This window comes from Pseudomonas sp. S04 (assembly GCF_009834545.1).
GTDB lineage: Bacteria > Pseudomonadota > Gammaproteobacteria > Pseudomonadales > Pseudomonadaceae > Aquipseudomonas.
Window position 1 is genome coordinate 1,555,713 of record NZ_CP019427.1, and the last position, 12,294, is coordinate 1,568,006.

Consider the following 12,294-nt stretch of genomic DNA (forward strand, 5'->3'; position numbering starts at 1 on the left):
TAAAAATTCACAGGAGCACTCACCGTGAGCCGCCTGTTACTGAACTGCGATATCGGCGAAAGCTTTGGCAACTGGACCATGGGTCTGGATGCCGAGGTGATGCCGTTCATTGATTGCGCCAACATCGCCTGCGGTTTCCATGCCGGTGACCCCAGCATCATGCGCCAGACCGTCAGCCTGGCCCTGAGCCATGGCGTGCGGGTCGGCGCCCATCCGGCCTATCAGGACCTGCAAGGGTTTGGCCGCCGGTCCATGGCCTACAGCGCCCAGGAAATCCAGGACCTGCTGCATTATCAGGTCGGCGCGCTGGACGGCATCTGCCGCGCCCAGGGTGCACGCGTGAGCTACGTCAAACCCCACGGCGCGATGTACAACGACATGATGGCCAACCCGGCGCAGTTGCGCGCCGTGATCCAGGCCGTCGCGGCCTACGACCGGCAACTGCCGCTGATGCTGATGGCCACCCGTGACAACCGCGCGGCCCAGGCGTTGGGCGATGAGTACGGTGTGACGCTGTGGTTCGAAGCCTTCGCCGATCGTGCCTACGACAGCGCCGGGCATCTGGTGTCGCGGCAGTTGCCGGGTGCGGTGCATCACGCTGCCGAGAAAATCATCGAGCAGGCGCTGGTCATTGCCCGTGGCGGTGAGTTGCTCGCCAGCGATGGCAGCCCTCTGTTGCTGCAGGCCAACACCCTGTGTGTGCACGGTGACAACGCCAGTTCCGTGGCAGCCGTGCAGCGTATCCGCGAGGCCTTGAATCAGCAGAGCCCATCATGAAGCCACGGGTTGAAGTGGTAGCGATCGATTGCCTGATGGTCCGTCTGTTCGATGAGATCGCCGAAAGCAACATGCCGTGGATGCTCGCTGCCTGCGTGCGGCTACGGGAAAATTTCGCCGGGCACCTGATCGACCTGGTGCCGTCCTACACCACCTTGATGGTGCATTACGACCTGCTCGCCCTGAGCCCGGCCCAGGCTCGGGAGCTGATTGCCCAAGCCCTGAACGGTCTGACGCCGGATGCCCAGGCCAGTGGTCAATGTCATGTGCTGCCGGTCTGGTACCACCCAAGTGTCGGCCCGGAGCTGAGCCTGCTGGCGCAGCGCAGTGGCTTGGCAGTGGATGAGGTGATCCGCCGGCACAGTGAGCGCGAGTACCAGGTGTTCGCCCTCGGGTTTGCCCCGGGTTTTGCCTTCATGGGCCTGGTGGAAGAAGTGCTGGCCGCGCCGCGCCTCAATACCCCGCGCAAGCGGGTGGCGGCCGGCAGCGTCGGGGTTGCCGAGCGCCAGACGGCGGCCTATCCGGTGGTGTCGCCGGGTGGCTGGAACCTGATTGGCCGCACCCCGGCCAGACTGTTCGACCGTGGCCGGGATGGCTACAGCCTGATGCAGCCGGGCGATACCGTGCGTTTCGCCGCGGTCAGCCACGCCGAGTTCGTCAACCTGGGTGGCGATGACACCCCGCTGGAGGTATCGGCATGAGCCGCTTGAGCATTGAGGCCAGCACGCCGCTGTGCCTGTTGCAGGATGCCGGGCGCTTCGGCGTGCGCCACCTGGGCGTGACCCAGGGCGGGGCGGCGGACTGGTTGTCGATGTCCTGGGCCAACCGCTTGCTGGGCAACTCGCTGGAGGCGGCGGTGATCGAGGTGACTCTCGGCGGCTTGACCCTGCAGGCGCAGGACGATTGTTGTCTGGCGCTGGCGGGGGCCGACCTCGGCGCGTTGCTGGATGGCCAGCCCCTGGCACCGTGGCGCAGTTTTATCCTGCGCCAGGGCCAGCGCTTGCAGTTCACCCAACCGCGGCTGGGCGCGCGGGCTTACCTGGCGGCGCCCGGCGGCTTCGTTGCGCCGCAGGTGTTGGGCAGTTGCGCCACTGTAGTGCGGGAGGAGCTGGGCGGGCTGGACGGCTTCGGTCGCCCGCTGGCCAAGGGCGCGGAACTGAGTTACGCCGGGCCTGCAGCGACAGTGCGCGAAGTGCCGGTCGAGCAGCGCCCGGACTTCGGCCGTGCGCCGGTGCTGGATCTGGTGCTGGGTGCGCAACATGGTGAGTTCAGTGGGCAAAGCCTGTTCGATGCCTTCAACAGCGCCTGGACCCTGGACACCCGCGCCGACCGCATGGGCATGCGTTTGCTGGGCCCAGCCTTGCAGTATCAGGGCCGACCGATGATCTCCGAAGGCATTCCGCTGGGCGCGGTGCAGGTGCCGCCAGACGGGCAGCCGATCGTCTTGCTCAACGACCGGCAGACCATTGGCGGTTATCCACGGTTGGGGGCGCTGACGCCACTGGCCCTGGCCCGTCTGGCGCAGCGCCTGCCGGGGCAGTCGGTGCGGCTGGCCCCGGTGGTACAGGAGACCGCGCATCGTCAGCACCGGGAATTGCTGCAGCGGTTCAGGTGATCGCAGGCTTAGCTAGGGACATTGTAGGAGCGAGCTTGCTCGCGAAGAGGCCTGCACAGCCCCTTTGCCATCGCGAGCAGGTTTTGCATACACCCACAACCTTTGTGGGAGCGGGCCTTGGGTGTGCCCGACCGTCAACCGGTCATTTGGAGAGAAACCGCATCCCTTCTTCCAGCCCACGCAAGGTCAGGGGATACATCTGGTCCTCGATCAAATCGCGCACGATCTTGGTCGAAGAGGTGTAGCCCCACGTATCTTTCGGATAGGGGTTGATCCAGATGAGCTTCTTGTACTTCTCCATGAAGCGCTGCATCCACACGTAACCCGGTTCTTCGTTCCAGTGCTCGACACTGCCGCCAGCCTGGGTGATTTCATAGGGGGCCATTGCGGCGTCACCGATGAAGATCACTTTGTAGTCGGCGCCGTACTTGTGCAGCAGGTCCTGGGTCGAGGTGCGCTCGGAGGTGCGGCGCATGTTGTTCTTCCACACCGACTCATACACGAAGTTGTGGAAGTAGTAGTACTCCAGGTGCTTGAACTCGGTCTTGCAGGCTGAGAACAGTTCCTCGCAAGTCTTTACGTGGGCGTCCATCGAGCCGCCGATGTCGAACAGCAGCAACAGCTTGACCGTGTTGCGTCGCTCTGGCCGCATCTGGATATTCAGCAGCCCGGCATCGCGCGCGGTGTGGTCGATGGTGCCATCGATGTCCAGCTCTTCCGCCGCACCCTGGCGCGCAAACTTGCGCAACCGGCGCAGGGCCACCTTGATGTTGCGTGTGCCCAGCTCCACCGAGTCGTCGAGGTTCTTGTACTCGCGCTGATCCCAGACTTTGACTGCCTTGCCCTGGCGCTTGCCGGCATCGCCGACCCGGATCCCTTCCGGGTTGAAGCCGCCGGAGCCGAAAGGGCTGGTGCCGCCGGTGCCGATCCATTTGTTGCCGCCGGCGTGGCGTTCCTTTTGTTCTTCGAGACGCTTCTTGAACTCTTCGATCAGCTTGTCCAGACCACCCAGGGACTGGATCTGCGCGCGCTCCTCATCGCTGAGCGAGCGCTCGAACTCCTTGCGCAACCAGTCTTCGGGAATCAACGCTTGAAGGTGGTCGTCGAGTTTTTCCAGGCCATTGAAGTAGGCACCGAACGCCCGGTCGAACTTGTCGAAATGCCGTTCGTCCTTGACCAGGATCGCCCGCGCCAGGTAGTAGAACTCGTCCATGTCGGCGAAGGTCACGCGCTGTTTCAGCGCGTTGATCAGGTCCAGCAGTTCGCGCACCGAGACCGGAACCTTGGCCGCGCGCATTTCATTGAACAGGTTGAGCAGCATGGCAGCAGCCTCTTAGCGGGTGCCGCGACGGCTCATGAACGCCAGGCGCTCGAGCAACTGCACGTCCTGCTCATTTTTCACCAGGGCCCCGGCCAGCGGTGGAATGGCCTTGGTCGGATCGCGTTCGCGCAGCACCGCTTCGCCGATGTTGTCGGCCATCAGCAGCTTGAGCCAGTCCACCAGTTCCGAGGTCGATGGCTTTTTCTTCAGGCCCGGCACCTTGCGCACGTCGAAGAACACGTCCAGCGCTTCGCTGACCAGGTCTTTTTTGATGTCCGGGTAGTGCACGTCGACGATCTTCTGCAGGGTAGTGCGGTCCGGGAAGGCGATGTAGTGGAAGAAGCAGCGGCGCAGGAAAGCGTCCGGCAGCTCTTTTTCGTTGTTGGAGGTAATGATGATGATCGGGCGTTGCTTGGCCTTGATGGTCTCGTCGATTTCGTAGACGTAGAACTCCATCTTGTCGAGTTCTTGCAGCAGGTCGTTGGGGAACTCGATGTCGGCCTTATCGATTTCGTCGATCAGCAGGATCACCCGCTCCTCCGACTCGAAGGCTTCCCACAGCTTGCCCTTCTTCAGGTAGTTGCGGATGTCATGGACCTTGTCCACGCCCAGTTGCGAATCGCGCAGGCGGCTGACCGCGTCGTATTCATACAGTCCCTGGTGAGCCTTGGTGGTGGACTTGATATGCCAGGTGATCAGGCGCGCACCGAAGGACTCGGCCAGTTGCTCGGCAAGCATGGTCTTGCCGGTGCCCGGCTCACCCTTGACCAGCAGTGGCCGCTCCAGGGTAATGGCGGCGTTGACCGCCAGCTTCAGGTCATCGGTGGCGACGTATGCGCGGGTGCCTTCGAACTTCATCGGTAATTCCTCGAACAGTAGCGCCGACCTGCGCCGGGCAGGGCGGGGGAAAGAGATCACATGCCCGACTATAACGCGGCGCCCGGTCGACTGTGAACGCAGACGGCTTATTCAGTCTCTGAATGGGGCGTCACATGGTGACTCAGTCAGCTGACGGCTTTGGCTGCTCGTATCGTGCATTAAAAGCCTTGATGAAGCCGTTACGCAGAATCTGCAGGAAGGCCTGGAAGGCGCTGATGTCCTGTTTATGCACGCTGCCACTGAGTTCGACCCGGGTAGCGAACTGGTTTTTCGGTTGATTCTTGAGCACGGTTTCAGTGGTGCCCACCAATGCCTCCCAGACCGAACGGAAGATGCCTTTCTTTTCGTTGGCTACATCCTGCTGCCAGTTGAACACATCGACATCACGCAGCAGGGGCTTGATGTAGCCCTTGAGCTGGCCCTTGTTGGCCTGGGCTTCGATGACCACGTCACCGTGGCCGGCATTGAAGTCGAACTTGCCGTAGGCCGCGGCGAAGTCGTTCATGCGCTTGAGTTCGATGTCCTTGACCCGCAGGCGGAACTCGAACTCCTCGAAATTGCTCAGGGGGTCGAAGGTGGCGGTGGTTTCCAGCGGGGCGTGCCCCAGCAGCAGGGCCTTGCCCTCGAAACGTGCGTCGCGTCGGCCCTTGACGTCCACCACGTTGGTCAGGTTGAACACGCTGGCATCGACCTGGGTGGCCTGCATGTCGACCGGCGGCTTGGAAGTGAAGTTGTGAAAGGTAATCCGCCCGTTATCGATGCGTACTTCGTCCAGGGTGATGGGCAGCAGTTTGCCCAGCTGTGCCCGCCAGTCGGTGCCACGACCGGTCTGGGAGGCTTGCTTGTTGCCGCCGTCGACGAAATTCAGTTCGGGTTTGACGAACAGCACCTTGGCCACCACGGCGTGGTCGTACCACAGTGAATGCCAACTGACGGACAGGTCGATCAGCGGCGCCTTGACGAACGGTACCGGAACCTTGCCCTGGACCTTGACGATCTGCAGCCCGTTGATCCGGTAGGCGCCGCGCCACAAGGCCAGGTCGACATCGCTGATCTGCCCGCGGTAGTCACCCATCTCGGCCAGCTTGTCGTTCAGGTAGTCGCGCACCAGGTAGGGCAGGGCGACGTGCAGGGCCACCAGCAGCAACGTTATGCCGGCCAGCGACCAGAGGGGCCAACGGTATCGACGTTTCATGGCGTCTCGCTCAGGTTGTATAAAACGATGGACTGCGCGGGCGCGCAGACGTTCGTCTCGACTGGACGCCCAAGGGTGCGAGGCATACCCTTGAAGGCTTCTTCAATGCTGTACAAGGACCCAGCCATGAGCCGCATTTTTGCTGACAACGCCCATTCCATCGGCAATACGCCGCTGGTGCAGATCAACCGTATCGCGCCGCGTGGTGTCACCATCCTGGCCAAGATCGAAGGGCGAAACCCGGGTTATTCGGTCAAGTGCCGGATCGGCGCGAACATGATCTGGGACGCTGAAAGCACCGGCAAACTCAAGCCGGGCATGACCATCGTCGAGCCGACCTCGGGCAATACCGGCATCGGCCTGGCCTTCGTCGCGGCCGCGCGTGGCTACAAGCTGATGCTGACCATGCCGGCCTCGATGAGCATCGAGCGACGCAAGGTGCTCAAGGCCCTGGGCGCCGAACTGGTCCTGACCGAGCCGGCGAAGGGCATGAAGGGCGCGATTGAAAAAGCCGCAGAAATCCTCGCCAGCGATCCGACCCAATACTTCATGCCGCAGCAGTTCGATAACCCGGCCAACCCGGCGATCCACGAAAAGACCACCGGTCCGGAAATCTGGAACGACACTGATGGCGCAGTGGATGTGCTGGTCGCCGGCGTTGGCACCGGAGGCACCATTACTGGCATCTCGCGTTACATCAAGCACACCCAGGGCAAGCCGATTCTTTCGGTGGCGGTGGAACCTGTGGTCTCGCCAGTGATCACTCAATTGATGGCCGGTGAAGAAATCAAGCCGAGCCCGCACAAGATCCAGGGGATCGGGGCTGGTTTTGTGCCGAAGAATCTTGATCTGTCGATCGTCGATCGGGTCGAGTTGGTCAGTGACGAGGAGTCCAAGGCCATGGCCCTGCGCTTGATGCAGGAGGAGGGGATCCTGTGCGGTATTTCCTGTGGCGCGGCGATGGCAGTGGCGGTGCGCCTGGCCGAGACCCCGGAAATGCAGGGCAAGACGATTGTGGTGATCCTGCCTGACTCCGGTGAGCGTTACCTGTCGAGCATGCTGTTCAGTGATCTGTTCACCGAGCAGGAGAATCAGCAGTAAGGCATGCGGGTAGGGGCGAGTGCCGCAAGCGGGCGCCGCAAGCAGGTGCCGCAAGCAGGCGCCGCAAGCGGGCACCCGCTCCCACAGTCGAGGAGTGATGGGTGCAGGTGATCGGGTTTGATCCCGGTCAGTCAGGGTTCAGCAAGCTTGTGTTACTTAGGTTTGTTGCGCAAACCTCAATACTGAATGTTAGGAAGTGCGGTTTTTTGCAAGGTCGGCAATGAGTATCATGGCCGCCTGCCACGTCGGGTAAATGGCGCTGCGCAGTGACGTTATTTTTCAAGGAGTTGTTGCATGAGTTTTTCTTTCGCCGCCAAGGCTTCGCTGTTGTTGCTGTTTATCGGCAGCACCCTCTATGTGCACTTGCGCGGCAAGGCGCGATTGCCGGTTTTGCGGCAGTTCGTCAACCATTCGGCCTTGTTCGCCCCCTACAACGCCTTGATGTACCTGTTCTCCGCGGTGCCTTCCAGGCCGTACCTGGACCGCAGCAAGTTTGCCGAACTGGATGTGCTCAGGGACAACTGGCAAGTGATTCGCGACGAGGCCATGCATCTGTTCGACGAGGGCTACATCCGCGCCGCCGAGCACAATAACGATGCCGGGTTCGGTTCGTTCTTCAAGAAAGGCTGGAAGCGTTTTTACCTCAAGTGGTACGACAAGGCGCTGCCTTCGTCCGAGGCCCTGTGCCCCAGGACCGTCGCGCTGGTCAATAGCATTCCCAACGTCAAGGGCGCGATGTTCGCCCTGTTGCCCGGTGGCAGTCACCTCAACCCCCATCGCGATCCGTTTGCCGGCTCCCTGCGATATCACCTGGGCCTGTCCACGCCGAACTCCGATGACTGCCGGATTTTTGTCGATGGCCAGCCCTACGCCTGGCGCGATGGCGAAGACGTGATGTTCGATGAAACCTACGTGCACTGGGTCAAGAACGAAACCGAGCAGACCCGGGTCATTCTGTTCTGTGACATCGAGCGGCCGTTGAGCAACCGCTTGATGACCCGCCTCAACCGCTGGGTCAGTGGCCTGCTCGGCCGCGCCACCGCTCCGCAGAACCTGGATGACGAGCGGGTAGGCGGGATCAACCAGGTGTATGCCTGGAGCAAGAACTCCAGCGACCGGTTCAGTGCAGTGTTCAAGCAATGGAAACGTCGCAACCCCAAGCTGTACCGCATCCTGCGCCCGGTGTTGGCGGTGCTGGTGTTGACGCTGCTCGGTTACTGGCTGTTCGGTTGATCAGCAACCTGCAACACCGATATCCGGTCCACCTGCAGCAGGTTGTTGCAATCCATGTCGAGCGCTGGTTATAGTCAGCGCTCGACGGGTTTGAAGCCCGACGTTTTCCTCTCCTGAAAAAGATCAGCCCATGCCTGCATCCCACCTCAACGCGGTAGTCGATTCAGCAGTCAACGCTGACGTCGTGCCGTGCGGGAATCTGCAGCCTGCGCAGATCAGTCACTACCCCCCTCCTGTCTGTCGCACGCCAGTGTGCGCGGTGGTCTCGCCGCCAGGTGTCGGTTGCTCGGGCTGATCAGCATTCGCTGCTGCGCCCTGCGTCGTACCTGAACACAAAAAACTGAATTTCAGCCTTGGCTGAATTGGCTTATTGCCTGATGACAGGTGGTCCAGATGTTGCTCATTTCAAAAAAAACCGCGCTCGCGGCGGCTTCCACGAGCCTGTTCGTCCTGCTTTGGAGTAGCGGGGCGATTTTCTCCAAGTGGGGGCTGGCCCATGCCTCGCCCTTTGCCTTTCTCCTGATCCGCTTTGCCATTGCCTTGTGCGGGCTGGTGCTGTTGGTGCCGCTGCTCAAGCTCAAGTTGCCCCGGCGGGGCAAAGCCACCTGGTATGCCGCGGCCACTGGGCTGGTGCTGTTGGGGGCCTATCAGATCTTTTATCTGCTGGCCCTGGACTTGAAGGTCACCCCGGGGGTGATGGCGACGATCATGGGGGTGCAGCCGATCCTCACCGTGGTCCTGATGGAGCGTCAGCGTAGTGGGCGCCGGATGTTTGGCCTGGCGCTGGGCCTGGCGGGGCTGATCATGGTGGTCTACCAGGGGATTGGCCTGGCCGGGATGTCACTGGCCGGGATGTTTTTTGGCCTGCTGGCGCTGGTGAGCATGACGCTCGGCTCCATCATGCAAAAGCACATCACCCAGGACCCGCTCGGCACGCTGCCGGTGCAATACCTGGCGGGGCTGTTGTTGTGCGCGGTGTTTGTGCCGTTCCAGCCGTTCCACTTCGAACACAGCAGCGGGTTCATCGTGCCGGTGCTGTGGATGGGGCTGGTGGTGTCGCTGCTGGCGACCCTGTTGCTGTACCGCCTGATTGCCCGGGGCAACCTGGTCAATGTCACCAGCCTGTTTTACCTGGTGCCGGCGGTGACGGCGGTGATGGATTACCTGATTTTTGGTAATCGACTGGCGATGCTCAGCCTGCTGGGCATGGCGTTGATCATCGTGGGCCTGGTGTTTGTGTTCCGCCAGTCGAGGTGATGCTTCAGTAGTCAGTGGCTGGTGCGGCGATTCAAGGACGAATCGCCCGCCTGGCCGGGCGCAGCACCATCCACAACGCCGCCGTGATCAGCAGGCCGCCATACACGTGCGCCATCGACAGCGGCTCGTCGAGAAACAGCGCGCCCCAGAGCACGCCGAACGGCGGGATCATGAAGGTCACGGTCATCGACTTGACGGGGCCGATGGACGTCAGCAGGCGGAAGTACAGGATGTAGGCGAAGGCGGTGCAACCCAGGCCCAGGCCCAGCAACGACAACCACACGCTCCAGCCACCCCAGCTCTCGGGCGGCTGGCTGATCACGCTGTAGCCGAACAACGGCAGCAGGAACAGGCTGGCCCCGAGCATGCTGCCCAGGGCCGAGAGGCGGCTGTCGAGGCCGCCTTGCTGGTCGAGCCAGCGCCGTGCGAGAAAACCGGCAAAGCCATAGCAGGTGGTCGCCACCAGGCAGGCGAGCGCGCCCATCAGCAGTTCCAGGTCAAAGGCCACGGGGCCGGCGCGAGTCAGGATGGCCACGCCAAACAAGCCCAGGGCCACCCCGGCCATTTTCGACAGGCTCAGGCGTTCGCTGAAAAACAGGCCGCCGATCAGCACCCCCATCAACGGCGTGGTGGCGTTGAAAATCGCCGAGTAGCCGGCGGGCAACACCTGTGCGGCCACCGAATACATGGTCGCCGGGATGCCCGAGTTGATCACCCCCAACAGTAATACGGTCTTGAACTTACCGCGAAAATCCCAGTGAGTGCGCATCAGCGCCAGGATCAGCAACAATCCGGTGGCGGCAATCGACACCCGGAAAAAGGCCGTGGGGACAGTGCCGATCACCGGGGCGATGATGCGCATGAACAGAAAGCTCGCACCCCAAATGGCAGCCAGGGCCAACAAACGCAGAATATCGACGGGGTTCACAGCGCGTTCCTTGATTAATCAGCGCGCCAGTGTCGCTGCCTGCCGGGGGCAAGGCAATGGTTGCGTTGCCTGACAATTGGCCTCTAAGCTCAGGCTCCAACGATAAGCACCATCTCGCAGAGGTCTTCACATGCCGCAGCCATGGCCCGCCGCCGATATTGCCCAGATGATCCTCGACGGCTTTGACGATTACCGCGAGCATTTTCGCCAGATCACCGATGGCGCCCGTACACGTTTCGAGCAGGCGGCATGGCAGGAGGCGCAGGTCGCCTCGGCGGCGCGGATCAACCTCTACGAAGAAAAGGTCAACGAAGTGGTGGGGCGCCTGCACGCAGCCTTTGCCGCCGAGACCTTGCTGGAGGTCAGTTGCTGGCCACTGGTCAAGAGTGCCTACATCAGCCTGATCGATCTGCGGTTCGACGATGAACTGTCGGAGACCTGGTACAACTCGACCTTCTGCGGGCTGTTCAGCCACGACCTGATCAGCGACGGCAGCATGTTTATCCACACCACCCGCCCGAGCCTGCGCCGCGCCCGGGCGGCGCAAACCCGCACCTACAAGCCCCATGGGCAATTGTCGGGCATGCTGGCGAGCATCTTCAGCGACTACCGCTTCAGCGAAGACTACGCCGACCTCGCCGGTGACCTGCGCCGGCTCGAAGCACAACTGCGCGATAACCTGCCCGACTGGGTGTGCAAGGACCCCAACCTTGCGGTCGAGCTGTTTTCCTCGGTGCTGTACCGCAACAAGGGTGCCTACCTGGTGGGGCGCATCTACACCGCCGATGAGCAATGGCCGCTGGTGATCCCGTTGCTGCACCGCGAGGGCCGGGGGATCCAGATCGATGCCTTGATCACCGACGAAGCCGACGTGTCGATCATCTTCTCCTTCACCCGCTCCTACTTCATGGTCGACGTGCCGGTGCCGGCGGAGTTCATCGGCTTTCTCAAGCGCATCCTGCCGGGCAAGCACATCGCCGAGCTGTACACCTCGATCGGCTTCTACAAACACGGCAAGTCGGAGTTCTACCGGGCGCTGATCAACCACCTGGCCAACACCGATGACCAGTTCATCATGGCGCCAGGGGTGCGCGGGATGGTGATGAGCGTGTTCACCCTGCCGGGCTTCAACACGGTGTTCAAGATCATCAAGGACCGTTTCTCACCGTCGAAAAACGTCGACCGGGCCACGGTGATCGAGAAATACCGGCTGGTGAAAAGTGTCGACCGGGTCGGGCGCATGGCCGATACCCAGGAGTTCGCCGACTTCCGTTTTCCGTTGAGCAAGTTTGATCCGGCGTGCCTGGAAGAGTTGCTCGAGGTCGCGGCCTCGACCGTGGCCGTGGAAGGCGACACGGTGCTGATCCGCCACTGCTGGACCGAGCGGCGCATGACGCCACTGAACCTGTACCTGGAAAACGCCAATCCCGCCCAGGTGCGCGAAGCTCTGGAAGACTACGGGCTGGCGATCAAGCAACTGGCGGCAGCGAATATCTTCCCCGGGGACATGCTGCTGAAGAACTTCGGCGTCACCCGCCACGGCCGTGTGGTGTTCTATGACTACGACGAAATCTGCTACCTGACCGAAGCCAACTTCCGCCATATCCCGCAGCCGCGCACCCCGGAAGACGAAATGGCCTCCGAGCCCTGGTACTCCATCGGCCCGCTGGACGTGTTCCCCGAAGAGTTCCCGCCGTTCCTGTTCGCCGATGGGGGGCAGCGCAAGCTGTTCGATCAATTGCACGGCGAACTGTACAACGCCGACTATTGGAAAAGCCTGCAAGAGGCGATTCGCGCGGGCAAGGTGATCGACGTATTCCCGTATCGGCGCAAGGGCCTGGATAACGAGTAGCGCCTATTTACGCCTTCGCGGGCAAGCGGAGCGCCGCCCGACCCGCTTCCACTGGTTTTACGCGATCCCTGTGGGAGCGGGCTTGCCCGCGAAAAGGCCACACACGATGGGGTCATGCACCGCACCATTATTTATC

The 12,294-nt window shown here is 61.9% G+C and carries 11 protein-coding genes; 7 read left to right on the forward strand and 4 right to left on the reverse strand.

What is annotated here, in order from left to right:
• Positions 1–24 precede the first annotated feature (24 nt).
• From PspS04_RS06830 to PspS04_RS06840, 3 genes are read left to right on the forward strand one after another with little or no spacing between them, the layout of a single operon-like run.
• Positions 25–777, forward strand: coding sequence for a 5-oxoprolinase subunit PxpA (locus PspS04_RS06830; protein ID WP_159994290.1), 753 nt, complete (start codon positions 25–27; stop codon positions 775–777).
• The gene (pxpB, locus tag PspS04_RS06835; protein WP_159994292.1) at positions 774–1,478 is read left to right on the forward strand and encodes a 5-oxoprolinase subunit PxpB; all 705 of its coding nucleotides are present in this window, start codon (positions 774–776) and stop codon (positions 1,476–1,478) included. The genes PspS04_RS06830 and pxpB overlap by 4 nt, the downstream gene beginning before the upstream one ends.
• On the forward strand, positions 1,475–2,392 hold the full coding sequence (locus tag PspS04_RS06840; protein ID WP_159994294.1) for a biotin-dependent carboxyltransferase family protein: 918 nt from the start codon (positions 1,475–1,477) through the stop codon (positions 2,390–2,392). The genes pxpB and PspS04_RS06840 overlap by 4 nt, the downstream gene beginning before the upstream one ends.
• A gap of 142 nt (positions 2,393–2,534) precedes the next feature.
• Here PspS04_RS06840 and PspS04_RS06845 read toward each other — a convergent pair whose 3' ends face one another.
• From PspS04_RS06845 to PspS04_RS06855, 3 genes are all read right to left on the reverse strand, one after another.
• Positions 2,535–3,713, reverse strand: a complete 1,179-nt coding sequence (locus tag PspS04_RS06845; protein ID WP_095171681.1) for a vWA domain-containing protein — start codon at positions 3,711–3,713, stop codon at positions 2,535–2,537.
• Between the two features lie 12 nt (positions 3,714–3,725).
• On the reverse strand, positions 3,726–4,571 hold the full coding sequence (locus PspS04_RS06850) for an AAA family ATPase (protein ID WP_078473226.1): 846 nt from the start codon (positions 4,569–4,571) through the stop codon (positions 3,726–3,728).
• Positions 4,572–4,713: 142 nt separating this feature from the next.
• Positions 4,714–5,787: a DUF748 domain-containing protein gene (locus PspS04_RS06855; RefSeq protein WP_095171682.1), complete on the reverse strand. Its 1,074-nt coding sequence runs from the start codon at positions 5,785–5,787 to the stop codon at positions 4,714–4,716.
• Positions 5,788–5,913: 126 nt separating this feature from the next.
• On the opposite strand from PspS04_RS06855, the gene cysK reads away from it, so the two are divergent.
• The 3 genes from cysK (at position 5,914) to PspS04_RS06870 (ending at position 9,378) form a co-directional block, all read left to right on the forward strand.
• The gene (cysK, locus tag PspS04_RS06860; RefSeq protein ID WP_095171684.1) at positions 5,914–6,888 is read left to right on the forward strand and encodes a cysteine synthase A; all 975 of its coding nucleotides are present in this window, start codon (positions 5,914–5,916) and stop codon (positions 6,886–6,888) included.
• Between the two features lie 294 nt (positions 6,889–7,182).
• Positions 7,183–8,121: an aspartyl/asparaginyl beta-hydroxylase domain-containing protein gene (locus PspS04_RS06865; RefSeq protein WP_159994296.1), complete on the forward strand. Its 939-nt coding sequence runs from the start codon at positions 7,183–7,185 to the stop codon at positions 8,119–8,121.
• Positions 8,122–8,514: 393 nt separating this feature from the next.
• A complete protein-coding gene (locus PspS04_RS06870; RefSeq protein WP_159994298.1) occupies positions 8,515–9,378 on the forward strand; it encodes a DMT family transporter in 864 nt (287 codons plus the stop codon).
• A 31-nt stretch (positions 9,379–9,409) separates the two neighbouring features.
• On the opposite strand, the gene PspS04_RS06875 is transcribed toward PspS04_RS06870, so the two are convergent.
• The gene (locus tag PspS04_RS06875; RefSeq protein ID WP_095171690.1) at positions 9,410–10,306 is read right to left on the reverse strand and encodes a DMT family transporter; all 897 of its coding nucleotides are present in this window, start codon (positions 10,304–10,306) and stop codon (positions 9,410–9,412) included.
• Positions 10,307–10,436: 130 nt separating this feature from the next.
• Between PspS04_RS06875 and aceK the strand changes: the two genes are divergently transcribed.
• Positions 10,437–12,158 (forward strand): bifunctional isocitrate dehydrogenase kinase/phosphatase, encoded by a 1,722-nt coding sequence (gene aceK / locus PspS04_RS06880; protein ID WP_095171691.1) that lies wholly within the window; start codon positions 10,437–10,439, stop codon positions 12,156–12,158.
• Positions 12,159–12,294: the final 136 nt, after the last annotated feature.